Below are 24,140 nucleotides of genomic sequence, written 5' to 3' on the forward strand. Positions count from 1 at the left end.
TGGGGTCAGGCACGCTTTCTTGCAGTCTTTTTGGCGGCAGCGGCGGTCCGAGCCGGTTTGGCCTTGAACTTCAGCATCCGCTTGGGGCGGATGGCCGGGGCCATTTGCTCCCGGGCAAGGGAGAGCACCACCCCGATGGCGCAGAGCGACATCAGCAGCGCTGAGCCGCCGTAGGAAATGAAGGGCAGCGGCACGCCGATGACGGGCATCAGGCCGGTCACCACTGACATGTTGACGGTGGCCTGGCCCAACAGCCACACCATGATGGTGCCGGCCAGGACGCGGTGGAACATGTCCTCCTGTGCTACCACCACGCGGTAGATGGCGGCGCCCAGGATGGCGAAAAGGATCAGGACGACCACCGTGCCCACGAGGCCGAGCTCCTCGCCGATGATGGCGAAGATGAAGTCGTTGTGGGCTTCGGGGATCCAGCTGTACTTTTGCCGGCTCTGGCCCAGTCCGACGCCGAACCAGCCTCCGGACGCGAGTCCGTACAGGCCGTTGGTGGCCTGGTAGTTGGCGTCGATGCCGTCGGCGCAGGACTCACCGGTCCACCAGGAGGTGATGCGGCACATGCGGTTTGAACTGGTGACCGCCATGACGGCCGTCCCGGCCGCTGCCGCCAGCCCTGCGATGCCGAAGAGATAAAGGGGCGCCCCGGCAAAGAACAAAGCGGCGGCCGTGATCATCATGATGATCATGGCCGTTCCAAGGTCGTTGCCCACCAGGACCAGGCCAACGATGATGATGGCCATGGGGACGGCAGGAATCGCCACATGTTGCCAGCGGCTGAGCAGCCGGCCCTTCCTGGCCAGGACGGTGGCCATCCACAGCGCGAGTGCCAGCTTTGACGCTTCGGAGGGCTGGAAGGTGATGCCGCCGATGTCGATCCAGTTCTTGTTGCCGTTGACCTCCGCCCCCACGATCTGCACCAGGCCCAGGAGGACCACCGCGGCGATGATTGCCACCCACGCGAGCCGTTTGAGCCACACCACATTGATGCGGGACAGCACAAACATGGTGAAAATGCCGATGGCGGCGAACACCCCCTGCTTCAACGCGTCGCCGTAGGGCGACTTTCCGGCGGCGATGGATTCCACGCTGGAGGCGGAAAGGACCATCATGATCCCGATCGCCGTCAGCGCCAGGGTTGAGCCGAGGATGAGGTAGTAGGTGGAGCCGTTCTTGGAGGTCCCGGTGCCCTCCAGTGCCGACCAGAATTTCCGGTAGGCAGCTTTGATGCGCACGGGGGCGGAAACCGGGCCTTGCACCGGTACTGCCGAGGAGCCAGGGCCTGGCTTGCCGGCCTGCCGTTTGTCTGGCTGGGGCCGGGTGGGCGTGCTGACCATTGTTACTCCTCGCCGGTCTGGGCCTGCCCTTCCACCAGCTCGCGGACAGCTTCGATGAAAGTGTCACCACGGTGAGCATAGGAAGAGAACTGATCCATGGAAGCAGCTGCCGGAGCCATCAGCACAGTATCGCCGGATTCAGCGAGCTGCGCTGCTGACGCAACAGCACTGGCCATCACCGTCCCACCGGAGGAACCGGCGTGGACGGCACCAGCCGCTGCGGCAGTCTGCACCTCTTCAGTTTCGCCCGTGCCCGGGATGATCACCGGGACATCGGGCGCGTGTCGCTGGAGGGCCTGGCTGAGGGCAGAGGTATCGCTTCCGATGAGCACCACGGCCTTGAGGCGCTGGACGTGCTCACGGATCAGGTCGTCGTAGCTGACTCCCTTGGAGAGGCCGCCGGCAATCCAGACGACGTTGCTGAAGGTGGCCAGCGAGGCCGATGCAGCGTGCGGGTTGGTGGCCTTGGAGTCGTTGATCCACAGGACGCCGTTGTGGCGGGCTACCGGCTGGATCCGGTGGTCGCCGGGGATGTAGTCCTGGATGCCCTTACGTACCGCCTGCGCGTCCACGCCGTAGGCGCGCACCAGGCCTGCGGCTGCCAGGGCGTTGGCCACCATGTGGCGGGGTGCGAAAGCGCCGAGGTCGGTCATGGAGGCGAGTTCCGCGGCGCTGTCCTTGCGCTCGGCGATGAACGCCCGGTCCACCAGGAGGCCTTCCACCACGCCGAGCATGCTGATAGCGGGAGTGACGGTGGTGAAACCGACGGCCCGGCAGCCCTCCACGACGTCGGCGTCTTCCACCATCCGCTCTGTTTCGATCTGCTCGGCGTTGTAGATGCAGGCCTTCTGGGTCTGCCCGTAGACCTTGGCTTTGTCCGCCAGGTAGGAATCGTAGGAGCCGTGCCAGTCAACGTGGTCCTCGGCGACGTTCAGGCACACACTGGCCACCGGCGACAGCGAGTGCGCCCAGTGCAGCTGGAAGCTGGAGAGTTCGACGGCGAGGACGTCGTACTCGACGGGGTCGCGGAGGGCGTCAAGGATGGGGGTGCCCACGTTCCCCACGGCGATGGCCTTCAGGCCGGCCGCCCGGAGCATGGACTCGGTGAGGCCAACCGTGGTGGTCTTGCCGTTCGTTCCGGTAATGGCGAGCCAGTCGGCGGTCTTGCGGCCCTCGCGGACCCGCACCCGCCAGGCCAGCTCGACGTCGCCCCATACCGGGATGTGGGCACGAGCGGCCGCGGCGAGGAGCGCCTGGTCGGGACGCCAGCCCGGTGAGGTCACAATCAGTTCGGGCAGCTCACCGTCGATCCTGGGGATGCGGGTGACCGCGTCCTCCCCCAGCAGGACATCGGCGGCGCCCACGATCTTCAGGGTTTCGGCATGGGCTTTGGCGGTGTCGGACGTGGCAGCGTCAACCACCACCACCCGCGCGCCCAGTTCGATGAGGGTATCGGCGGCCGCAAAGCCGGAAACGCCGATGCCGGTCACCACAACGCGGAGGCCGGACCAGTCGGAGTCCCAGCTGACGAGGTCCTTGAGGCGGGGAGAAACAGTCACAGCAGCACAACCCATTCAGCGTAGAAGATGCCCAGGCCCACGGCCACAAAAAGTCCGCCGAGGATCCAGAACCGGACCACCACGGTTACTTCGGCCCAGCCCTTCAGTTCGAAGTGGTGCTGCAGCGGTGCCATCTTGAAGACGCGTTTACCGCCGGTAACCTTGAAGTAACCCACCTGGATGATGACGGACAGGGTGATCAGGACGAACAGGCCGCCGATGATGCCCAGCAGCAGCTCGGTCCGGGACAGGATGGCGAAGCCTGCGATGGCCCCGCCAATCGCCAGCGAGCCGGTGTCGCCCATAAAAATCTTTGCCGGCGACGTGTTCCACCACAGGAAGCCGACCAGGGCCGCGCTCATGATGGCCGCCAGCAGGGCAAGGTCCAGCGGATCGCGGACCGAGTAGCAGCCGCTGCCCGCCTCCCGCGGCGATCCGCAGGCCTGGTTGCTTTGCCAGATTCCCATCAGCGTATATGCGCCGAAGACCATGACTGACGCACCTGCAGCGAGCCCGTCGAGCCCGTCGGTGAGGTTGACGCCGTTTGTTGCGGCGGTGACGATCAGGTTGGACCACACCACAAAAAGGATTGCCCCGAGGACCGTGCCGCCGAAGGCCAGGTCCAGCCAGGGAAGATCGCGGACCAGGGAGATTTTGGTGGAGGCCGGGGTGACTCCGGCACCGTTGGGAAAGTTCAGCGCGAGGACCGCGAAGATGATTCCCACGGCACCCTGCAGGATCAGCTTGGCCTTGGCGTCCAGGCCAAGGCTGCGCTGCCGCGAGATCTTGATGAAGTCGTCGAGGAAGCCCACCAGCCCCATCCCCACCATCAGGAACAGCAGGATGAGGGCGGAGGCTGAGGGCCCGGGAGCACCCGGGTTCACCATCAGCATGATCAGGTGGGTGAGTCCGTAGCTCAACAGTACGGCTGCCACCACCACGGTTCCGCCCATGGTGGGGGTGCCGCGCTTGGTGTGGTGCGAGGTGGGTCCGTCATCCCTGATGAACTGTCCGTAGCCGCGGCGGACCAGCAGCCGGATGAAAAGCGGTGTCCCCACCAGGGCAAACAACAGGGCCAGGCCGGCGCCGATCAAAAGTGCAATCACAGCAGAGTGCTCCCTTCGTCGGCCAGTTGGGGGGTTTGTGGGGGTAATGCTATCCGATCACCCAGATGCCGCAGTCCCACGCTGTTCGAGGACTTGAACAGCACCAGGTCCCCGGGTTCGAGTTCGATGTTCAGCACGTCGTAGGCCTCGTCCACTGTTTCGGCGAAGAGGCATTCGTCGCCCCAGGAGCCTTCCTGGACGGCGGAGACATAGAGCGCGCGCGCTTCCCTGCCAACCACCAGCAGGCGGGAGATGTTGAGCCGGACCACCTGGGTGCCCACGGCGGTGTGTTCCCGGATGGAGTCATCACCGAGTTCGAGCATGGCTCCGAGCACCGCCCAGGTGCGGCGTCCGCGGCCGAGGTCTGCCAGGGTGCGCAGGGCGGCGCGCATGGATTCGGGGTTCGCGTTATAGGCGTCATTGATGATGGTGACGCCGTCTGCCCGTTCGGTGCGTTCCATCCGCCAGCGGCTTGCGGCGGCCTGGCTGCTGAGGGAGGACGCGACGTCCTGTCCTGGAACGCCGGCCGCCCAGGCTGCCGCGGCGGCGGCCAGCAGATTGCCCACGTGGTGCGCGCCGATGAGGCGGCTGCTGACGTGCAGGCCGCTTTCGCCGTCCGGAAGCTGGAGATCGAATTCCGGGTTGCCGTCACCGTTGGTGTCGGCGTTGAGTGCCTGCACGGCCGCATCGGCGCGGCCTTCCGCGGAGAATCCGAGTACTTTTGCGGTGGTGCGGGTGCGCATGGCGGCCACGCGGTCGTCGTCGAGATTGATAATCGCGGTGCCGGCGGGAGCGAGTGCCTCCACAAGCTCACCCTTGGCCAGGGCGATGTTCTCCACTCCCCCGAACTCGCCGGCGTGCGCGGTTCCCACGGCCAGCACCACTCCGATGTCGGGTTTAACCATGTCTGCCAGGTAGCGGATGTGTCCGATTCCGGTGGCGCCCATCTCGATCACGAGGTAGCGCGTATCCGGGCCGGCCCGGAAGACGGTGAGCGGAACGCCGATCTCACCGTTATAGGAACCCTGCGGCGCAACGGTGTTCCCCTGCGTGGACAGTATTCCGGCGAGGAGGTCCTTGGTGGTGGTTTTCCCGGCCGAGCCGGTGATTCCCACCACTGTCAGCTCGCTGCCCTGCTCGGCGCGGGCCTTGCGGATCCGGCGGACGGCCTCTGCAGCCAGGGCCCCCATCGCCAGGACCGCGTCCGGAACCACCACGGAGGGGTAGCTTGTCCCGTCCGCAGCCGCGACAGGGCGTTCCACGAGGGCAAGGCTGGCACCGGCCGAAAACGCGACGGCCACGAAGTCGTGGCCGTCGGCGTGCTCGCCGGGCTTTGCGACGTAGAGCGAACCGGGCATGGCTTCGCGTGAGTCCGTGACCACCGAAAGGGGCGTGATTCCGGGATCGGCGTCCAGGCGCCCACTAGTGATTTCGGCGATCTCCGCCGCAGTAAAAGCAATCATCTCGGTCTAGGACTCTATCCGGTCGTCTTGGAGAGCGTTGAATCCCCTGGCTGTCAAGGCGCTGCGAAGCTCCACCCTGTCGTCCAGGGCATGGTTGACGCCTTTTACTTCCTGCCACACTTCATGGCCACGGCCGGCCACCAGGATGGTGTCCTGCGGCCGGGCCAGTTCAACGGCACGCCGGATGGCTTCGGCGCGAGGGAAAACTTCCAGGACCTCGCAGGCCAGGGAGCCTTTCTCCTGCGCTTCCCGGGCTCCGGCGAGGACATCGGCGCGGATGGCGGCCGGATCCTCGTCGTGGGGATCGTCGTCGGTGATGATGACGGTATCGGCAAGGCGGGCGGCGATGGCACCCATGGCCGGCCGTTTGCCCTGGTCGCGCTGGCCTGTGGCGCCGAACACCACGATGAGGTTGGAGTCTTTTTCCGGGGACCGCACGGCTTCCAGTGCCCTGGCCAGCGCGTCGGTGTTGTGGGCAAAATCAACAATGGCAGCGGGTTGGGCGGACACCAGCTGCATGCGTCCGGGGACTGCCACGGTAAACGGATCCGACTCGTCAAGCGCCGCCTGCAAGGCTGCGGCGTCCACTCCTGCCGTCAGCACCATGACTGCCGCAAGCGCTGCGTTGGCCACGTTGAAGCTGCCGGGCAACCCGGTGTGCAGGGTGAGCCGCGCGCCGTCCGGGCCGCTCAGCGTGAACTCCGTCCCGAGTCCGCGCGGGGCAGTTCCTGAGACAGTCCAATCCGCAGCCGCTCCGGCGGTGCTGAGGGTGGTGACCGGCACGGCGGTGGTGCCGGCGAGCTGCCGGCCCCACTCGTCGTCGACCGTTACCACTGCGGCGCGGGCACGGCGCGGCGTAAACAGCTCCGCCTTGGTGGCGAAGTAGTCATCCATGGTGAGGTGCAGGTCCAGGTGGTCCTGGGTGAGGTTCGTGAAGCCTGCAACGTCGAACAGCACACCGTCCACGCGCTGGAAGGAGATGGCGTGGGAGGAGACTTCCATCGCAGCGGCCGCAAGCCCCCGTTCGCGCATCAGGGCGAGCAGTGCGTGGACATCGGTGGATTCCGGCGTGGTGAGGAGGCTGGGAATCGGATCGCCGCCGGCGTGGATCTCGATAGTGCCGATCAGTCCGGTACTGCGGCCGAGGGCGCGCAGCAAGGAATTGATGAAGTAGGTGGTGGTGGTCTTCCCGTTCGTGCCTGTCACGCCGAACAGCTGCGGCTGGCCGGCACCCGGCTGGCTGCGGTAGATCAGTGCGGACAACGGACCCACCACGTTGCGCGGCGACTCCACGATCACCACGGGTACCGGGGTCTCGGCGGGTGCCAGCAGCCTGGCACCGGCGTCATCGGTGAGAACTGCCACCGCCCCTGCCTCGACGGCCTGCGGCACGAAGTCTGCACCGTGCCTGGTGGCGCCGGGGAGGGCCACGTAGAGGTCGCCGGGTTCCACCGCACGCGAATTCAACGAAATTCCGGTGACTTCCACCCCGGCAGCCGGGCCGGGGACCGCAACATCGATAGCTTCGCCGATGCTTGCCAGCCGTACCGGTTCCACAACAGAGGGGCGGAAGCGGCCCTGGCCGGCGGGTCCCTCCGGGACGGCGCGGTTGTTGGGCGGGTTGATCTCTGTCAAGGAATCTCCGATGGTGCTAGTCGTGCCGGCATGGGTGGGCCGGTGGTGGTGCTCTACGCGGGACTGCTACTTGGCGAACTGGGGCAGCCTGGCCGGTTCGCCCGTGGACGGCTGGACGTTGTACATCCGCAGTGCCTGGCTCATGACCGACCGGAAGACCGGCCCGTTGGTAATCCCGTAGATGCTGCCCTTGGGCCGCTGGAGTACCACCTCCACAATAAACCGCGGATCATCCATCGGTGCCATTCCCACCATGGAGGCGGTGTATCCGCAGAAGCCGGACTTCCCGTCGTCGCACGGTGATTCCGAGGTGCCGGTCTTGGCGCCGACCCGGTATCCGTCGATCCCTGCGTCCTTGATCTGGCCTTCCGTAACGGCACTTTCCAGGATGTCCCGGACCTGCTGGGCCGTGTTCTCCGAGACCACCCGGGTGGACGGTGCGGCCGGCACCTTTTCCTCGGTGCCGTCCGGGGAGACGTAAGAATCGATCAGTCGGGGCTGGAGCATCACGCCGTTGTTGGCGACCGACTGGAACGCCCGGACCGTTTGCAGGGTGGACTGCGAAACGCCCTGGCCGAACAACACGGTGTATTCCTGGCGCCCGTCCCACTGCTCCCAGGGCGTGAGGATCCCGGACGCCGTTGCAGGGAGTCCGATGTCCGGAGCCTCGCCGATGCCGAATTTTTTCAACCAGTTGTAGCGCTGTTCCTTGCTCAATTCCTCGCCGGCCATCACGGTGCCGGTGTTCATCGAGTAACCCAGGATGCCGGCGAGAGTACGCTTTTCGGTGCCGTGGGAAAAGGAGTCGCTGAAGGTCTGGCCGTTGACCGTGTAGGACGGCGGCAACGTGTACTCGCTGAGCGGATTGGCTTTGCCTTCCTCGATCAGCGCCGCCGCCGTGAGCATTTTTTCAACGGAACCGGGCTCGTAGGCTGCAGTGACCGCACGGACGCCGCGGTCCTTGGCAGCCACCCGGCCGGGGTCATTGGGATCCGGGGCGTTGGTATCGGCCATGGCCACCAGGTTGCCCGTTTTGACGTCCATCACGATGATGACGCCCCACTCTGCGCTGAGCTTGTCCGTCTGGCTTTGGATGGCCTGCTGGGCGAAATACTGCAGGTCCGAGTTGATGGTGAGCTTGACGTCCTTGCCGTCTTGCGGTGGGGTCAGTTCATCCATGCCCACCGGGATGCGCAGGCCGTCGGCACCGATTTCGAACAGGCGCTTGCCGTCCGTACCCTTCAGGAGCCCGTCCTGGGTCTGTTCGATACCGGCCTGGCCAGTGCTGCCGTCCTGCAGGAACCCGATAATGCCGCCCGCCACCGAGCCATTGGGGTAGACGCGCTTGCTGACGCCTTCGGTGACGATGCCGGGAATCTGGAGCTTGGAGATGCGGTCCTCAATGTCAGGCTTCACATCCTTGGCCACAATGTAATACGGCTGGTTGCCGGTGACGGCGTCGCGGATGGCATCCTTCTCCATGCCCAGTGCGGCTCCGAGCTCAGTCAGTCCCTGGTCGCGGCTGACGTCCACCAGTTTTTCCTTGCCATCCACCGTTTCCAGGCGCTTGAAGGTCTCCGTTTTGGTGTTGACGCGCTGGTCCACCACTACGTTGTAGCGGATCACGCTGTTGGCCAGGACGGTGCCTGTGGAGTCCAGGATGCTGCCCCGCTCGGCGGGAAGCACGGTCTGCTTCATCCGGCTGTTAAGCGCGGCCTCGGCCATTCCCCCAACGTCCAGCCCCTGGACCAGGAAAAGCTTTCCGCCCACCACCAGCAGGAGCGAGAGCATGATCCCGAGGCCGAGCCGGAGGCGTTTAGTGGCGTTGGGCACCTTGCTGCTTCTTGCCTTGCCGGTCCTCTGCGCCACCGTGATATTCCTTGCTGCTCGACCCTGTTGCCTGCCAGACCTGCCTGTTACTGCCCGGGAACCTTCTGCTCCGGCGCGGGAATCGAGCCGCCGTGGAGTTCCACGGGCGGCACCGCCGCCGCGGCCGGGGCCTGGGCTGCCGCATCCGGAGCAGCACCTGCGGCAGTGCCTGACGCACCGCCGCTTGGGGTGTCCGGCGATGCAGCGGCCGGAGCCGGGGTCTCTTCTACCGGCTTCTGGGCTTCCTGCGGATCGCTCTTGCTTGCCGGCGGAACCACTGTCAGCTGGCCTGCAACAGCCGGCGCCGGGATCACGGCACCGGCGGCACCGTCCTTAACCGCCGGTGTTGCCTTGCCGGTCACCGAGAGCGTGGACAGGTCGATCTGGCCCTTCACCGTGGAGGGCACCATCCCCAGTTTTGTCGCCTGGGCGGCAAGATTCTGCGGAGCCTCGAAGTTCTGGACCTGCTGGGTGAGGTCCTGGTTCTGCTTGGTCAGGGTGCTCTGCTTTGCGCGCAATTCCACCAGCTGGTACTGGGCGGTGGAAACCGAGATGTTCAGTACCAGGACGGCGATCAGGGCCACCGCGAGCAGGCCGAAGCACAGCACCACAAATGGCGCGCGGCGTTTGCGGGGAACGGTCCGGACAACTGAGAGGGGCGTCCGGCTCCGGCGTGGCGCTTCGGGCGAACCGGCAGGAAGCTTCTTCGCCGCCGCACCGGAGACGACGGGAAAGTTCTTCACGGCAGCGGTGCTCATTCAGCTCTCCTGGCTCGGATTCGTTCCACCGCGCGGAGCCTTGCTGAGGCTGCGCGGGGGTTTTCGGCGATTTCGACGGCGGTTGGCACTTCGGTGCCTTTGGTCAGGGTCTTCAGTTCGGGTTTGTGTTCTTCCAACTCCACGGGGAAGCCCAGCGGAGCGGAGGATTTCGATCGGGCCTGGAAGACTCCCTTGACGATCTTGTCCTCGAGGGAGTGGTAGGACATCACCACAATGCGGCCCCCGAGTGCTGTGGCCTCCACTGCGGCAGGCACAGCACGTTCCAGCACCTCGAGTTCCTCGTTGACCTCGATCCTCAGGGCCTGGAAGGTCCGCTTGGCGGGATGTCCGCCGGACTTTGCCGCCCCCGCCGGAACAACGGCACGGATCTGCTCCACGAGTTCGCCGGTGGTGGTGAACGGCTTGGCGGCGCGGGCGGTGACGATCCTGTTGGCAATCCGGCCGGCGAACTTCTCCTCGCCCCACTTGCGGATAATCCGGACCAGTTCCTCTTCGCTGTACGTGTTCACCACGTCCGCAGCTGTCTGCCCGCGGCTGGTATCCATGCGCATATCCAGCGGAGCGTCGAATGAGTAGGCGAAGCCTCGCTCACGCTCGTCGAGCTGGAGCGAGGAAACGCCGAGGTCCATCAGGATCCCGTGCACCTCACGGACGCCGAGGTCAGCCAGGACATCCCCGATTTCGTCATAGACGGCGTGCACGAGGTCGGTGCGTGCTTCAAAGGGCGCCAGCCGTTCTCCGGCCAGGGCAAGGGCTTCTTCATCACGGTCGATGCCGATCAGGTGCAAGTCAGGGAAACGCTGCAGCATGGCCTCGGAATGGCCTCCCATGCCCAGCGTGGCGTCAATGGCCACCGGTGTTTCGCCGCGGCTCCTGGCCGCTTCGAATCCGGGCGCCAACAAATTGATGCACCGGTCCCGAAGGACCGGCACATGGCGTTCGGACGTGGGCTTCGGTTGATCGTTCATGCCTCGTCCTTTCTCGCCGTCGCTGTCACCTGGATGCTTCTTGACCCGGATCCCCATCCGCGCCTACCGTCCTGCCCGCCTGGCTCCGGGGAAGGTGAGCCAGGTTGGCCGGCTGATGGGCCGGCTGGAGATCCCAACCAAGAAGGTGTCCGCTGTCCTGTTCCGGTCACAAAATGCCCGGAATGGGGTCATCGGTTTCAGAGAAGGCCGTTTCCTTCTCCGCAAGGTATTCATTCCAAGCCTGGGCGTCCCAGATCTCGGCGCGGGTTCCGGCACCAATCACGGCCAGCTCCCTTCCGAGTCCTGCATACTCCCGGAGCGCCGGCGGAATGGTCACGCGCCCCTGCTTGTCAGGTACCTCGTCCGAGGCTCCAGAGAGAAAGACGCGGATGTAGTCCCGCGCCTGTTTAGAGGAGATTGGCGCCTCCCGCATTTGCTCGTGGACCCGGGCAAATTCCTTCTCGCTGAAGACGTAGATGCAACGTTCCTGGCCCCTGGTCAGGACCAGTCCGCTGGCAAGTTCCTCCCGGAACTTCGCGGGGAGAATGATCCGCCCCTTTTCATCCAGACGCGGCGAATGTGTGCCCAGAAACACTGGCCCACCGCCTGTCCGATGTCAGGAACTGCACATCCCCTGTGTTGCAACCACCCTCTTATGTCCTCCACATTACTCCACTTTCCCCCACAGTCAACGTGAATTGGCGTCCGGGACACGCATTCTTTGGGATAGCAGGCCCGAAATGGCAAGGAATTATGCCGGTGGTGGGAAGTGGAGGACTTTCCACCACTCCGGTGGAATTCAGGTTGGCGCCCGGCCCTGATTCAACTTTGCTTTTCACCCTGGCGGCGTTGATGCCTGCAAAAGGCCCCGCCCTTAAACGCAAAAGACCCGCCGACGGGGGTCTATTTACTGCCTGCACCATGCGGGGGAGCAAAGTGGGGAGGATGCGTTCGGATCAGCATGTTGACCGGCTCAAAGCCCTGCTGCCCGGACGCGTCATCAGCTTTTGCCACTTTCTGCACAGCGCTCCATCAGCTCCTGCGGCTTTCAGCACCTGCTCAAACACAAAAGACCCGCCGAAGCGGGTCTATTTGTTGAATCTCCCCTATTCCAAGGGAGCAAAGTGGGCGGAATAAGTCCCGCCACGCCGGCCGAACGGCTTAGGGTTCTCCCCTGCGCCTTTCGTCCCACCGTTCCTCGAGGCTGCTCATGAATGAGCTGCGCTGCTTGCCGGCCTTGCCGCTGCCGGGCTTCGAGCCCTTGGCCCCGGATGAGCTGCTCCGCATTGTGGCGAAGTACACGCCGCCGCCCATCACAATGAAACCGAGGACACCAACGAAAATGTTCTGGAGGGTGACGCCGACGAGCAACAGGAAGACGCCGGCCAGCGCACAGAGGACGCCGATCACGACGTGTCTTGTCGACCACGAACGTCCTGGGTCCGATCCCATTGAATTCGCGAACTTCGGGTCATCCTCGTGAAGCTGCTTCTCAAGCTGCTCAAGCAGCTTCTGTTCGTGCTCCGACAGCGGCATCACGACCTCCTTTTGTAGGCCAACGTCCGGGCTGGTCCCAGCCACTACTTCTGCTCCAATAACGTCTGGTATGCCCTGGTGGTTCCCGTACCCGCCGGCTGTGGCGGTAAACGAAAGCCAGGCATGCAGACCCGGAGCGGGAGCATGTCCAAGAGAGTCCGGCAGTATGTCCAGTCACTCAAAAACTTTGTATTTATAAGGATAGTTTGTTGAGGGCTGTTCTGAAAGACGGCAATGACTTTCGCCGGTACTCCGGAGGAGCCCATTTGAGGCCCTGAACCAAAGCCTCATTCGGTGCCGCTTTCCGGCTCCAGGAGCCGGGCAGGAAGGACGGATTTGCTCCCGAATTTGCGGGCTACCTGGTCAAGTGCCTGCTCGGCGGCCCGCCAGTTGTCGTCCCGCCGGTCGATGCTGAGCTGGAGGGAGGTAGTGGCTGCGTCTTCGAGGTGTTCGGCCCGCACGCCCACCAGCCTCACTGCCATTGGCCGGTCCACCGATTCCAGGAGCTGCAGCGCGACTCCGTAGATGAGCTGGGCACTGTCCACGGGTGTCTGGATTGTCCGGCTGCGGGTGATGGTGGAAAAGTCGGCGAAGCGCAGCTTCAAGGCGATGGTCCGGGCCACCATTCCCGAAGTCCGGAGGCGCCCTGCCGTCCGGTGCGCGAGGCGGAGCAGTTCCCGGTGGAGGAGGGCGTCGTCAACTGTGTCAACGGCGAACGTTTCTTCGGCACCGATGCTCTTTTCCAGCCGGACCGGCGTTACGGGACGCGGGTCTTGTCCCCAGGACAGTTGATGCACGTGCACTCCAGTGGCACCCAGCATCTTCCGGAGCGAGGAGACCGGCGTGGCGGCCACATCAGCAACGGTCCGGATGCCCATCCTTGCCAGGACGTCCGCGGTTTTGGCTCCGATGCCCCAGAGTGCGCCCACCGGCAGGCTGTGGAGGTAGGGCACCGTCTGGTCGGGGCCGATGAGCAGCAGCCCGTCCGGCTTGCACCGGGTGGAGGCGATCTTGGCCACGAACTTCGTCTCCGCTATCCCGACTGAAGCCGTGATGCCCAGCTCGGCGGCAACCCTGCTGCGGATCAGTTCCCCAATCGCCCGGGGCGGACCCAGCCTGCGAAGGGCGCCAGTCACGTCCAGGAATGCCTCATCAACGCTGAGCGGCTCCACGAGCTCAGTCACGGATTCGAAGATGGCCATCAGCTGCGCCGAGACTTCGTAGTAGACCTTGTGGCGCGGCTCAATGATGACTGCCTGCGGGCACATCCGCATAGCCACAGCCATCGGCATTGCCGACTTCACACCAAAAGCCCGGGCCTCGTAGGACGCCGACAAGACCACTGAGCGCTCCGCGGGAAAGCCGACGATGACGGGCTTACCCCGGAGTTCCGGCCGCGTTCGCAGTTCCACGGAGACGAAAAAGGCGTCCATGTCCACGTGCATGATGCACTTGCGCCTGCGGGCCCGGAGACCGGCTCCGGCCGGCTCATTCATCCCAACAGGTCCCACGGCTGCAATCCTATCGCTTTGTACTGACTAAACTGGAGGCTGAATCCGGCATCAACACCAGGAGGAAAGTCCCTGTGACGGTCTTTGGAAACCTCAAGCCAGCAGCCCTGGCCGCTTTCGCTGCCGCGGCAGCACTGGCCCTCGCTGCCTGCAGCCCAACACCGTCAGGAACCCCTGGTCCCACTGCTTCCGATTCCTCGCCGGCAACAGCCCAGTCAACCACCACAGCCTCCGCCAGCCCCTCCGCTTCCCCCAACACCTCCGCCACGGTAGGCGCCGTCGTCGAAGGCTTCCCCCAGCAGCTTCTGCCCCTCATGCCGGGCGCCAGTGTGGTGTCCAGCAGCTTCGACAAGGCCTCCACGCCTGCCACTGCCGCCCTGGTTGCGACCATCAGCTCCCCCACTGCCGCTGTCCTGGACTTCTACACCAAGGAGCTTGAGGCACGGGGATTCAAGGCTGTGCCGGGCGAGGCGGTGGGGGCCGTTGCTTCCAAGGATTTTGTCCGGGGGGACAACGAGACGGTCAATCTGTCTGCGGTGGAAGCGGCCGGTGTGGTGACCTTCGCCATCGGCGCCAACGTGGCAGCTGAGTCAGCCAAGTGACGGCGGCCGAGCAGCTAAGAAATGAACAAGCCGCCTTTGTGGCGGCGGTGGCCGGCGAACTGACCGATTTCCTCACCTCCCGGCAATCCGTTATGTCCGGGATCTCCCCGGACATCGAGCCCATCATGGGCTCCATCTCCAACCTGGTCACGGGCGGCAAGAGGCTTCGGGCGCTGATGTGCTACTGGGGCTGGCGCGGCGCCGGTGGCGAGTCCGGCGCCCAGCAGGTGGTGACTGCGGGAGCGGCCCTGGAACTGTTCCAGGCGGCCGCACTCATCCATGACGACATCATTGACCGCTCGGACACGCGGCGCGGCGGCCCCAGCGTACACCGCCGCTTCAGCCAGCTGCACGGCACCCATGGCTGGGCACTGGACAGTGAGCGGTTCGGCCAGGCTGCGGCCATCCTCACGGGCGACCTCTGCCTCTCCTTCAGTGAAGAGGCCTTCACGGACATTGGCGAGCGTGCTGCTGCGGGCAGCCGGGCGCGGCTGATCTTCAACCTCATGCGCGCCGAAGTCATGGCGGGACAGTACCTGGACATCCTCGAAGAGGTTGCCGGACCGGTCCGCGACCGTGCCGGTGCGGTGAGCCGGGCGCAGTCCATTATCAGGTTCAAGTCTGCCAAGTACTCCACTGAGCATCCCCTGGCGTTGGGCGGTGCCCTCGCGGGAGCCTCGAACGAACTGCTCCGCGGCTATTCGGCGTTTGCCCTGCCCCTGGGCGAGGCCTTCCAGCTCCGCGACGACGTGTTGGGCGTTTTTGGTGATCCGCTCACTACCGGCAAGCCTGCCGGCGATGACCTCAGGGAGGGCAAGCGCACGGTACTCGTGGCGCTGGCCCTGGACCAGGCCTCGGCAGCCGAGTCCGCCTTTATCGATGCCCGGCTGGGAAGCCCGGATCTCACGGATGAGGACATCCGTGAGATCCGGCGGATTATCGAAGAATCGGGAGCCTTGCAGGCCACCGAGGTCCTGATCAACGAATTCGGCGAAGCGGCTTTTGACGCCCTCGAAATGCTTCCCCTGGACGACCTGCCTAAAACCGCGCTGCGGAGGCTGGCTGAAGCAACGGTCAGCCGGGCGTCCTGATTCCTTAGTTTTTAGACTGGCAATTACCAGGCAAGGGTTTGCGCCCTGCGCCTGATTTCAGTTTTGCGGCCCTCCCGCAAAGCGTCGATGGGCCGTCCCCGCAGTGACTCGTCAGGCGTGAAAAGCCAAATGATGAGGTCCTCGTCCGAGTAGCCTGCGTCAGCGAGCACAACAATGGTGCCTTTGAGGCTGTCCACCACCTGGCCGTCCTGAATAAATCCAGCCGGGACTGAGCGGATCTTCCGTTCCCCCACGCGGACAGCAGCCAGCGCCCGCTCGTCAATCAGGCTGTGGACTTTGGTGATGGAAACGTCCAATAAACGGGCGACGTCAGGAAGGGGCAACCATTCGCCCACGAGGTTTTCTACATTACTCACGGATCAAGGTTGCCACGCTGCCCGCCGTGGCGCCTAGTCAGGAATTACTGCCGGGCAATGCTGACGTGGGGACACTCCGGAAATTCTGCCATCCCGGCAAAGCGCGAATTCTTGTGCTAACCGCGAATCCGTGAGAGATTCACATACATCACTTTCGTAACAGAAATAACAGCAGTAACAGTAGTATCGAAAATGACAGCGGCATCCCCGTCCGCGCCCGCAGTTGAGAAGAGGATCCCTTCACATGACGATGTCCCGCTCGCCGAAGCAGCCCCCGAAGCCGAGCCTGCCTATGATTGCTGCCACAACGGCAGCGCTGCCAGCGGTCGTATTGTCGTCTTTAGCCCTCGCCCAGCCCGCCGCGGCCCAGCAGCCGGCCCGTCCTGTTCCAGCCACGCTCGCAGCGGCCATGAAGGCCCAGGCAGCACAGGCGACGGCGGCCGTCATCCCGGCGTCGTCTGTTTCCACCACCATTCCCGCCGCCTTTAAGCCGGCCCAACCGGCCGCACCGGCGGAGTACACCATTGCCCGGGGTGACACCATCAGCGCCATCGCAGGCAGGTTCGGGCTGAACACCGGCGAGATCCTGGCGCTGAACAACCTCCAGGCCAACACCATCATTTACCCCGGGCAGAAGATCAAGCTCTCGGGCTCGCCGGCCGCACCGGCCGCTCCCGCCGCCCAGCCGGCCCCCGCCGCACCTTCGAATGCCGGAGCGGGCGCAACGTACACCGTGAAGCCGGGCGACACACTGGGGGCGATCGCGGCAAAGCACAATGTGAGCCTTTCGGACGTGTTCTCGTGGAACAACCTCAACATGCGCTCCATCATCCACCCCGGGCAGAAAGTCAAAGTAGGCGCAGGTGGTGCTGCCCCGGCCCCGGCTCCAACAGCACCGGCAGCCCTGGCCAACGCGTCTGCTCCTCCGGCCAGCCCGGCCGCGCCCGCTCCGGCAACGGGATCCTACACCGTCAAGGCCGGTGACACGCTGTCCGCCATCGCGTCCCGCCACAACGTCAGGCTTTCAGAGCTCCTTTCCGCGAACCAGCTGAGCATGTCGTCGGTGATCTACCCGGGAAACAAGCTGGCGATCCCGGGCGCGGCCGCCCAGCCGGCCCCGCAGCCGGCGGCGTCAGTCACGCCGCTGGTTCCCAATTCCTTCCTCGGCTTCACGTACCCGGCAGCTGTCGTGAGCTCGGCCAACGAGAACAAGGCGCTCCTGAACGCTTCGCCGGTCCCGTCCAGGGAACAGATGAAGGTCATCGTGGCGGACACTGCCCGGGCGATGGGCGTGGAGCCCTCGCTTGCCCTCGCCTTCGCCTACCAGGAATCCGGGTTCAACCAGCGGGCTGTGTCACCCGCGAACGCCATCGGGACCATGCAGGTGATTCCCAGCTCCGGCCAGTGGGCCTCGGATCTGGTGGGCCGGAAACTGAACCTCCTGGATCCCCATGACAACGCAACGGCCGGTGTGGCGATCATCCGCCAGCTCCTGGCCACCAGCAAGGACCGGGACACGGCCATCGCCGGTTATTACCAGGGCCAGTACTCAGTGAGCAAGTACGGCATGTACGACGACACCAAGACGTACGTTGAAGCCATCAAGGCGCATCAAAAGAACTTCGGCTGACACCCGCGGCAGCCCGCTGGAAAACGGGCGCGAGGGGACATCGGCACGGGTCCGGACCAGTATGGGTTCGGACCCGTTTCATTGCTGGCTTACGATCGTAGGGTGACGGAACACGTGTCAGACCCGCTGGTAGGAACCCTGGTGGACAACCGGTACGCGGTCCGGTCCAGGCTGGCACGTGGCGGAATGTCCACGGTTTACGTAGCGACCGACCAGCGGCTGGATCGGGACGTGGCCCTGAAAGTGCTGCACCCGCATCTGTCCGCTGACGAAAGCTTCCTGGGCAGGCTGGGCCGCGAAGCGAAGGCCGCCGCCAGGCTGTCACACCCCCACGTTGTGGGAGTGCTGGACCAGGGCACCGACAACCACACCGCGTACCTGGTCATGGAGTACGTCAAGGGCCACACGCTCCGGGAGGTCATCAATACCAAAGGGGCGCTTCCGCCCAGGCTTGCCCTGGCACTGATCGATCCCGTGGTGGAGGGCCTCGGCGCCGCCCACGCCGCCGGGTTCATCCACCGGGACGTCAAACCCGAAAACGTCCTGATCGCGGATGACGGCAGGATCAAGGTTGCCGACTTCGGCCTGGCGCGTGCCGTCACCACGTCCACCAGCACCGGAGCCCTGCTCGGGACCGTGGCCTACCTTTCGCCTGAACTTGTCCTGGGCAAACCCGCTGACGCGCGCAGCGACGTGTACTCCGTGGGCATCATGCTCTATGAAATGCTCACCGGCCAGCAGCCCTTCACGGGCGAGGTTCCCATCCAGGTGGCGTACCAGCATGTCAACGGTACGGTCGGCCCGCCGTCGGCGCTGGTGCCCGGCCTCGCGGCCGAGGTGGACGAACTGGTGCAATGGTGCACTGCCAACGATCCCGAGAACCGGCCGATCGACGGGAACGCGCTGCTCCAGGAGCTGCGGCACATCAGGACCAACCTCAGCGACCGTGAATTGGACCTGCAGCCTCCGGCGGCCGCAGGGATGGCGTCCCAAGGCCATACAGAAGTCATAGCCCGGACCAGCAGTCCAACCAGTGTTATGCCTTTTGGCCGCCCACCTGCCCCGCCTCACGGCCCGCCCCAGAACCCTGCCGTTAGGCACGGGGACCAGGAAGGACGCCCGGCGCCCTCGGGTGCGCACCACAACCTCACTCCCCCGGACTCAGACGACGAGGCATGGGCTCCCGCCGCCGCTGCCCCGCTGAGCAAACGGGCGCAGCGCAAGGCGGAGAAGGAAGACGGGAAGGCCCGGGCACGGGCTGCCGCCGTGCCGGCGCGAAGCCTGCGCGAGGGCAGTGCGCGCCGCCGGGGAGTCCTCTGGGTTGTTGTCCTGGTCTTAGCCGCGCTCCTGGCCACGGGCGCCGGCTGGTTCTTCGGCATGGGCCCCGGTTCTGCCGCGGCTATCCCGGCGGTAGCCAACAAGACGGTGGCTGAAGCTCAGGAGTTGCTGAGCAACGCCGGGTTCCGGTCCACCACCAGCGATGTCTTCGACGACGATGTGCCCAACGGGCTGGTAGTAGGGACGGAACCGCCGGCCGGTTCAGAGATCCGGAAGTTCCAGCCGGTCTCCCTGTTTGTCTCCAAAGGCCCGCAGCTTTTTCCAGTGCCGGAGCTGGCAGGCGGGACTCTTGAAGAAGCCAAGAACGGGCTCAACGCCGCCGAGATGGCGTTGGGAGGGGTCACGGAACAGTTCAGCGAGACGGCCGCGGCGGGCGTTGTCCTCTCGCAGGATCCCGCCCCCGGGACGCCCGCACGGCATGGCACACCCGTATCGCTGGTTGTGTCCAAAGGCCCCGAGCCCATCCCGGTACCGAACGTGGTGGGCCGGGACGAGGACGCAGCCGTGGATGCCATCGAGGCAGCCGGGCTGAAGGCTGACGTGGCTCGGGAGGAGGTCTTCGACAAAAACGTCCCCGAAGGCGCAGTGGTGAGCCAATCCCCCGCGAACGGAACTCTCACCCGCGGCGGAACGGTGACCCTCACCATTTCGAAGGGCCCGCGCATGGTGGAAGTACCGAGCTTCATCGGCAAGCAGGCCGCGGAGGCAAAGAAGGCCCTTGAAAGCCTCGGCTTCCAGGTCAAGGTGAACAACATCCTGGGCGGTTTCTTCGGCACAGTCCGGGACCAGGATCCCGTTGATACCGAAGTTCCTGAGGGTTCAGTCATCACCCTGACCGTGGTGTAGGCGGACCTGCCGCCCACACCACCATCACGGCATCAGCGTTTGGCGAGGGCTCCGGCCACCAGGAAGGCCATCTCCAGCGACTGCATGTGGTTCAGCCGCGGATCGCAGACAGACTCGTAGCGGTCCAGGAAGGCCTCCTGGTCGATGGGGTCCGCCCCGCCGAGGCATTCGGCAACGTCGTCGCCCGTCATTTCCACGTGCAGGCCGCCCGGAACCGTGCCCAGGGAGTGGTGCACCTCGAAGAAGCCGCGCACTTCGTCAATGACGTCGTCGAAGTTTCGGGTCTTGTAGCCGTTCGGGGACGTGACGGTGTTCCCGTGCATGGGGTCGGTGACCCAGAGGACCTGCGCACCCGAGGCAGTGACCTTCTCGACGACGGCGGGCAGCTTCTCGCGGATGTTGCCTGCGCCCATGCGCGTGATGAAGGTGAGGCGGCCGGGCTCCCGCTCCGGGTCCAGCTTGTCGATCAGGCGGAGGGCGTCGTCACCGGTAGTGGAGGGGCCCAGCTTCACGCCGATGGGGTTCCGTACGCGGGAGAGGAAGTCAACGTGGGCGTGGTCCAGTTCCCGGGTCCGCTCACCGATCCAGAGGAAGTGCGCCGAGGTGTCGTACGGGAAGCCGGTCCGGGAGTCGATGCGTGTGAGGGCACGCTCGTAGTCCAGCAGCAATGCCTCGTGGCTGGCGAAGAATTCAACGCGCTTGAGCGCCTCGAAGTCAGCCCCGCAGGAAGCCATGAACTTGATGGCCCGGTCGATGTCCCGTGCCAGGGACTCGTAGCGGGCGTGCGCAGGGTTCTCAGTGAAACCCTTGTTCCACTGGTGCACCGAGCGCAGGTCTGCGAACCCGCCCTGGGTGAAGGCCCGGATAAGGTTCAGCGTGGACGCTGAGGTGTGGTACGCGCGGAGCATGCGGGCGGCGTCGTGGCCGCGGGACTCAGGGGTGAAGTCGTAGCCGTTGACGATGTCGCCACGGTAGGCCGGAAGCGTTACGCCGTCGCGGGTTTCGTCGTTGGATGAGCGCGGCTTGGCGAACTGGCCTGCCATGCGGCCCATCTTGATGACGGGCATGGCCGCGCCGTAGGTGAGGACCACGGCCATCTGGAGGATGGTTTTGACGCGGGCGCTGATCTTGTCTGCGGTGGCCGCTTCGAAGGTCTCGGCACAGTCACCGCCCTGGAGCAGGAACGCCTTTCCCTGGGCAGCGGCAGCCAGCCGCTCGCGCAGGACATCGACCTCGCCGGCGAACACCAGCGGAGGGAGGACGGAAAGTTCCTTCACCGAGGCATCAAACACCTCCCTGTCCTGCCAGCTGGGCTGCTGGGAGATGGGAAGGTCCCGCCAGTTGTCGAGTCCCGGATAGTTGGCCGCTCCGCTCTGGGCGGTGCTGGACAGCGAGAAGGCAGGTTTTGCAGATAGCTCAGTCACTATCTAAGACTAACGGCAGAGCAGGGCGGCCGGGCACCGCAGCGTCACGCATCCTGGACAGTGCGTCATGCGGGCGGTTCCGCCCCTGCCCCGGAGTCGGAAGGCTTGCCTGCCAGCCGGAGCTTCACCACGGCCGCATATTCGTCCACGTATTCCTGGCCTGAGAGCCGCATCAGCTCGAACATGATCTCGTCAGTGACCTGTCGTTGAACCACGCGGTCGTCGGCCTGCTCCCGGTACTGGGAAAAATCCAGCGGTTCACCAAAGATCATGCCGATCCTGCGGATGTTCGGGAGCCGCTTTCCGATCGGCTGCACCTTGTCCGTCCCGATCATGGCCACGGGGATCACAGGTACCCCGGCTTTGAGCGCGAGCCTGGCCACGCCCACCTTGCCGCGGTAGAGACGCGCATCGGGGCTCCGCGTGCCCTCCGGGTAGATGCCCAGCAGTCCATCGTGCGAGAGGACTTCCATCCCGGCGTTGAGCGATGCCTCAGAGGCGGCACCCCCGGACCGGTCCATAGGCAGCTGGTTGGTGAGCCGGAAGAACAGGGCAGTCAACCTGCCCTTGATCCCGGTGCCGGTGAAGTATTCGGATTTAGCCAGGAACACCACGGGGCGCCGGACCATCAGCGGCATAAAAATCGAATCGGAGAACGAGAGGTGGTTGGAGGCGATGATGGCCGCGCCCTCGGCGGGAATGTTATCCAGGCCCTTGACCCAGGGGCGGAAAAGCAGCTTCACGACCGGACCGAGGAAGATCCTTTTCATGACCCAATAGAACACGTGTGAAACCTCTCCGGAAGGCAGCCTTCACGCCCGGCATCGGGCCTGGTCAGCAGTTCAATGACACCCTACTCTAGTGAGATTTATCCGGAACAGTGACACGATGGAGTCATGAGCGAAAGCAGCATCCCGTCACGTCCTGCCGCTTTCAGCTATCCCGGCCACGGGGCCAACGCCCGGATCGGCGTGGCCATCTGCCACGGCTTTACCGGCAGTCCCCTGAGCGTCCTGCCGTGGGCACAGCACCTCGCCTCGCAGGGCTACGCGGTCACCGTTCCCCTGCTTCCCGGCCACGGCACGGACTGGCGCGAGCTTTCCCGGACCAGGTGGAACGACTGGTACGGAAGTTTCGAAACTGCCTACCTGGACCTTGCCGAAAGCACCGACACCTGCCTTGTTGCCGGCTTGTCCATGGGCGGAGCCATCGCCCTGCTTACTGCATCCCGGCATCCGGTGGCGGGCGTCTCGGTGGTCAACCCCGGCCTCAGCTTCTACGACCGGCGGATCCGGGTCATCGGCGTCCTGAAGTATTTCCAGAAAACGACCATGCCCATCCGTGAGGAGCAGGCCACCGCCACCGTGACGGAGGACGGGGACTATTCACGCACTCCGCTTTCCGCGGTGCACGAGCTGAAGAAGCTGTTTGGGGCAGCGATCCGGGGCCTTACCCGCATTACAGCTCCGGTGCAGGTTTTCAAATCGCAGACGGACGAGGTGGTTCCGCCCACCTCCCTGGCCGTGCTGCGGCACCGCCTGGGCGCCCGCCTTACCGAGGTAGTCAGCCTTGCCGGCAGCGGCCACGTAGCTACGCTGGATGTGGACGCGCCGGAGATCTTCGAGAAATCAAGCTCCTTTTTCCGCACCCATGCCCGCCAGACCACGTCGATGGAGACCCCATGACCTCCAGCCCTGACCACAGCCCCTTCAGCAGTCACTTCGGCAGCGACGGGCCCCGGATCGGCGTGGTCCTCTCACACGGGTTCACCGGCAGCCCCCATGGCCTGCGCTCCTGGGCGCACGCCTTTGCCGCCGCCGGTTTCGCTGTCCGGATGCCCCTGCTTCCAGGGCACGGGACCAGCTGGCAGGACCTCGCGCGGACCCGGTGGCAGCAGTGGCACGGCGCACTCGACGAGGCCTACCTGGAACTGGATGCAGACTGCGACTACGTTTTCTCCGCCGGGCTGAGCATGGGCGGGGCACTCGCCCTGCGCATCGCCGCCACCCGTCCCGTGGCCGGAGTGGTCCTCGTGAATCCGGGGCTGGTGATTGACGACCCCCGCGCCCCTCTCGCCGGGATCCTGAAGCTGATAATGAAAAGCACGCCGGCCATTGCCAATGACATCCTCAAGGAAGGCATGGACGAAGGAGCGTATCCGCGCACTCCCGTCGCCGCCGCCCACGAACTCAACAAGATGTTCAAGGACACCCTCAGGATCCTGCCCAGGGTCACGGCGCCCGTCCGGGTCTTTCGCTCCACCATCGACCACGTGGTATCCGATTCCAGCATCACGGCGCTTCGCCGCGGCCTCACGCACGCGCCCCTGGAGCTTATCCGGTTGGAAAACAGCTACCACGTGGCCACCATGGACAACGACGCGGAGCAGATCTTCGAAGGCTCCGTGGACTTCATCCGCAGCGTTGTCGCGGCCGCCGGTCCCGCTTCCGCCTTTCCCGCACCATCCGGCCAGGAGGCTTCCCGTGAACAGGCCTGACCCCGGCTCACCGGACCAGGGCGCCAACCAGGACGACGCCGTCTGGCTCGACCTGGTGGCCCGGCTTGAAGGAAACTCCCCGGCCGATACCGGCGACGCGTCAACAGAGCCGTCGCTTGGTACGCAGAGCGGCACACCTGCCGCAGCGGGAAGGCCAGCCTCCTTCCGGGACTTCGACCCCCTGGGCCTTGCCGCGCCCACCGAACTCTCTGCCAACGAACGGCAGGACGCCTCGGCCTCCGGCCGGCAAGCCGATACGTCCGCCGTGGACCGCAGCGGGGCAGGGCCGCGCGATTATGACGCCCCGGAGGACGAGGGCGAATTCATCCCCGAGGATCCGCCCAGCCTCGCCGGCACGGATCCGTTGACCATGCTGGCCTGGCTCGCGGCGGTAGGCGGGCCCATAGCCCTCCTGTTGTCCGCCATGTTCTGGCGCTCGGCGCCGCTGCTGGCCATTGTGGGAATCGTGGCCGTGTTTGTCCTGGGGACGGTCTACCTGATCATGAAGCTTCCGCAGGAAAAAGACGAGAACGACGACGGCGCCCGGGTTTAGTGCCCCG

At 65.1% G+C, this 24,140-nt stretch carries 21 protein-coding genes; 7 read left to right on the forward strand and 14 right to left on the reverse strand.

Going from position 1 to position 24,140, the window contains the following annotated elements; translation table 11 throughout:
- Positions 1-5: 5 nt before the first annotated feature.
- From ftsW to dinB, 11 genes are all read right to left on the reverse strand, one after another.
- Positions 6-1,349: a putative lipid II flippase FtsW gene (gene ftsW / locus ARTSIC4J27_RS12675; RefSeq protein WP_050055525.1), complete on the reverse strand. Its 1,344-nt coding sequence runs from the start codon at positions 1,347-1,349 to the stop codon at positions 6-8.
- 2 nt (positions 1,350-1,351) lie between these two features.
- Entirely contained in the window at positions 1,352-2,923 is a 1,572-nt protein-coding gene (gene murD, locus ARTSIC4J27_RS12680) for a UDP-N-acetylmuramoyl-L-alanine--D-glutamate ligase (protein WP_050055526.1), read from the reverse strand.
- Complete coding sequence (mraY, locus tag ARTSIC4J27_RS12685; protein WP_050055527.1) at positions 2,905-4,014, reverse strand: phospho-N-acetylmuramoyl-pentapeptide-transferase; 1,110 nt, start codon at positions 4,012-4,014, stop codon at positions 2,905-2,907. Before mraY ends, murD begins: the two co-directional genes overlap by 19 nt.
- Positions 4,011-5,477 carry a UDP-N-acetylmuramoyl-tripeptide--D-alanyl-D-alanine ligase gene (locus ARTSIC4J27_RS12690; RefSeq protein ID WP_050055528.1) on the reverse strand — a complete coding sequence of 489 codons (1,467 nt, stop codon included), beginning with the start codon at positions 5,475-5,477 and terminating at the stop codon, positions 4,011-4,013. Before ARTSIC4J27_RS12690 ends, mraY begins: the two co-directional genes overlap by 4 nt.
- 6 nt (positions 5,478-5,483) lie before the next feature.
- Entirely contained in the window at positions 5,484-7,112 is a 1,629-nt protein-coding gene (locus tag ARTSIC4J27_RS12695; protein WP_050055529.1) for a UDP-N-acetylmuramoyl-L-alanyl-D-glutamate--2,6-diaminopimelate ligase, read from the reverse strand.
- Between the two features lie 66 nt (positions 7,113-7,178).
- The gene (locus ARTSIC4J27_RS12700) at positions 7,179-8,981 is read right to left on the reverse strand and encodes a peptidoglycan D,D-transpeptidase FtsI family protein (RefSeq protein ID WP_050055530.1); all 1,803 of its coding nucleotides are present in this window, start codon (positions 8,979-8,981) and stop codon (positions 7,179-7,181) included.
- A 47-nt stretch (positions 8,982-9,028) separates the two neighbouring features.
- Positions 9,029-9,739 (reverse strand): hypothetical protein, encoded by a 711-nt coding sequence (locus ARTSIC4J27_RS12705; RefSeq protein WP_050055531.1) that lies wholly within the window; start codon positions 9,737-9,739, stop codon positions 9,029-9,031.
- Entirely contained in the window at positions 9,736-10,728 is a 993-nt protein-coding gene (gene rsmH, locus ARTSIC4J27_RS12710; protein WP_050055620.1) for a 16S rRNA (cytosine(1402)-N(4))-methyltransferase RsmH, read from the reverse strand. Before rsmH ends, ARTSIC4J27_RS12705 begins: the two co-directional genes overlap by 4 nt.
- A gap of 166 nt (positions 10,729-10,894) precedes the next feature.
- Positions 10,895-11,323, reverse strand: coding sequence for a division/cell wall cluster transcriptional repressor MraZ (gene mraZ, locus ARTSIC4J27_RS12715; RefSeq protein ID WP_018763545.1), 429 nt, complete (start codon positions 11,321-11,323; stop codon positions 10,895-10,897).
- A 566-nt stretch (positions 11,324-11,889) separates the two neighbouring features.
- Positions 11,890-12,264: a DUF3040 domain-containing protein gene (locus tag ARTSIC4J27_RS12720; protein WP_050055532.1), complete on the reverse strand. Its 375-nt coding sequence runs from the start codon at positions 12,262-12,264 to the stop codon at positions 11,890-11,892.
- 287 nt (positions 12,265-12,551) lie between these two features.
- On the reverse strand, positions 12,552-13,760 hold the full coding sequence (gene dinB, locus ARTSIC4J27_RS12725; protein WP_050055533.1) for a DNA polymerase IV: 1,209 nt from the start codon (positions 13,758-13,760) through the stop codon (positions 12,552-12,554).
- Positions 13,761-13,849: 89 nt separating this feature from the next.
- On the opposite strand from dinB, the gene ARTSIC4J27_RS12730 reads away from it, so the two are divergent.
- Entirely contained in the window at positions 13,850-14,377 is a 528-nt protein-coding gene (locus tag ARTSIC4J27_RS12730) for a hypothetical protein (protein ID WP_050055534.1), read from the forward strand.
- Positions 14,374-15,468, forward strand: coding sequence for a polyprenyl synthetase family protein (locus ARTSIC4J27_RS12735; protein WP_050055535.1), 1,095 nt, complete (start codon positions 14,374-14,376; stop codon positions 15,466-15,468). Before ARTSIC4J27_RS12730 ends, ARTSIC4J27_RS12735 begins: the two co-directional genes overlap by 4 nt.
- Before the next feature lie 23 nt (positions 15,469-15,491).
- Here the strand turns inward: ARTSIC4J27_RS12735 and ARTSIC4J27_RS12740 are convergent, their stop codons facing one another.
- Positions 15,492-15,845 carry an Rv2175c family DNA-binding protein gene (locus ARTSIC4J27_RS12740; RefSeq protein ID WP_050055536.1) on the reverse strand — a complete coding sequence of 118 codons (354 nt, stop codon included), beginning with the start codon at positions 15,843-15,845 and terminating at the stop codon, positions 15,492-15,494.
- A gap of 244 nt (positions 15,846-16,089) precedes the next feature.
- Between ARTSIC4J27_RS12740 and ARTSIC4J27_RS12745 the strand changes: the two genes are divergently transcribed.
- Positions 16,090-17,475 carry a lytic transglycosylase domain-containing protein gene (locus tag ARTSIC4J27_RS12745; RefSeq protein WP_050055537.1) on the forward strand — a complete coding sequence of 462 codons (1,386 nt, stop codon included), beginning with the start codon at positions 16,090-16,092 and terminating at the stop codon, positions 17,473-17,475.
- A gap of 102 nt (positions 17,476-17,577) precedes the next feature.
- A complete protein-coding gene (pknB, locus tag ARTSIC4J27_RS12750) occupies positions 17,578-19,659 on the forward strand; it encodes a Stk1 family PASTA domain-containing Ser/Thr kinase (RefSeq protein ID WP_050055538.1) in 2,082 nt (693 codons plus the stop codon).
- A gap of 32 nt (positions 19,660-19,691) precedes the next feature.
- Here the strand turns inward: pknB and ARTSIC4J27_RS12755 are convergent, their stop codons facing one another.
- Positions 19,692-21,083 carry a class II 3-deoxy-7-phosphoheptulonate synthase gene (locus ARTSIC4J27_RS12755; RefSeq protein ID WP_200900823.1) on the reverse strand — a complete coding sequence of 464 codons (1,392 nt, stop codon included), beginning with the start codon at positions 21,081-21,083 and terminating at the stop codon, positions 19,692-19,694.
- 65 nt (positions 21,084-21,148) lie between these two features.
- Complete coding sequence (locus tag ARTSIC4J27_RS12760) at positions 21,149-21,868, reverse strand: lysophospholipid acyltransferase family protein (RefSeq protein WP_050055540.1); 720 nt, start codon at positions 21,866-21,868, stop codon at positions 21,149-21,151.
- A 111-nt stretch (positions 21,869-21,979) separates the two neighbouring features.
- On the opposite strand from ARTSIC4J27_RS12760, the gene ARTSIC4J27_RS12765 reads away from it, so the two are divergent.
- Genes ARTSIC4J27_RS12765 through ARTSIC4J27_RS12775 form a run of 3 tightly spaced genes read left to right on the forward strand, consistent with a single transcriptional unit; the run spans position 21,980 to position 24,133 of the window.
- Positions 21,980-22,768, forward strand: coding sequence for an alpha/beta hydrolase (locus ARTSIC4J27_RS12765; RefSeq protein ID WP_050055541.1), 789 nt, complete (start codon positions 21,980-21,982; stop codon positions 22,766-22,768).
- Positions 22,765-23,580 (forward strand): alpha/beta hydrolase, encoded by an 816-nt coding sequence (locus tag ARTSIC4J27_RS12770; RefSeq protein ID WP_050055542.1) that lies wholly within the window; start codon positions 22,765-22,767, stop codon positions 23,578-23,580. Before ARTSIC4J27_RS12765 ends, ARTSIC4J27_RS12770 begins: the two co-directional genes overlap by 4 nt.
- The gene (locus ARTSIC4J27_RS12775; protein WP_050055543.1) at positions 23,567-24,133 is read left to right on the forward strand and encodes a hypothetical protein; all 567 of its coding nucleotides are present in this window, start codon (positions 23,567-23,569) and stop codon (positions 24,131-24,133) included. Before ARTSIC4J27_RS12770 ends, ARTSIC4J27_RS12775 begins: the two co-directional genes overlap by 14 nt.
- The last annotated feature ends 7 nt before the right edge of the window (positions 24,134-24,140 follow it).

It is taken from the genome of Pseudarthrobacter siccitolerans, from assembly GCF_001046895.1.
Classification (GTDB): Bacteria; Actinomycetota; Actinomycetes; order Actinomycetales; family Micrococcaceae; genus Arthrobacter; species Arthrobacter siccitolerans.

Excerpts from the sequence above, each read along its gene's own strand:
- ARTSIC4J27_RS12745 (WP_050055537.1), top strand. The coding sequence starts at position 16,090 with ATGACGATGTCCCGCTCGCCGAAGCAGCCCCCGAAGCCGAGCCTGCCT.
- ARTSIC4J27_RS12705 (WP_050055531.1), bottom strand. The coding sequence starts at position 9,739 with ATGAGCACCGCTGCCGTGAAGAACTTTCCCGTCGTCTCCGGTGCGGCG.
- ARTSIC4J27_RS12690 (WP_050055528.1), bottom strand. The coding sequence starts at position 5,477 with ATGATTGCTTTTACTGCGGCGGAGATCGCCGAAATCACTAGTGGGCGC.
- ARTSIC4J27_RS12765 (WP_050055541.1), top strand. The coding sequence starts at position 21,980 with ATGAGCGAAAGCAGCATCCCGTCACGTCCTGCCGCTTTCAGCTATCCC.
- ARTSIC4J27_RS12720 (WP_050055532.1), bottom strand. The coding sequence starts at position 12,264 with ATGCCGCTGTCGGAGCACGAACAGAAGCTGCTTGAGCAGCTTGAGAAG.
- ARTSIC4J27_RS12770 (WP_050055542.1), top strand. The coding sequence starts at position 22,765 with ATGACCTCCAGCCCTGACCACAGCCCCTTCAGCAGTCACTTCGGCAGC.
- murD (WP_050055526.1), bottom strand. The coding sequence starts at position 2,923 with ATGGGTTGTGCTGCTGTGACTGTTTCTCCCCGCCTCAAGGACCTCGTC.
- rsmH (WP_050055620.1), bottom strand. The coding sequence starts at position 10,728 with ATGAACGATCAACCGAAGCCCACGTCCGAACGCCATGTGCCGGTCCTT.
- dinB (WP_050055533.1), bottom strand. The coding sequence starts at position 13,760 with ATGAATGAGCCGGCCGGAGCCGGTCTCCGGGCCCGCAGGCGCAAGTGC.
- ftsW (WP_050055525.1), bottom strand. The coding sequence starts at position 1,349 with ATGGTCAGCACGCCCACCCGGCCCCAGCCAGACAAACGGCAGGCCGGC.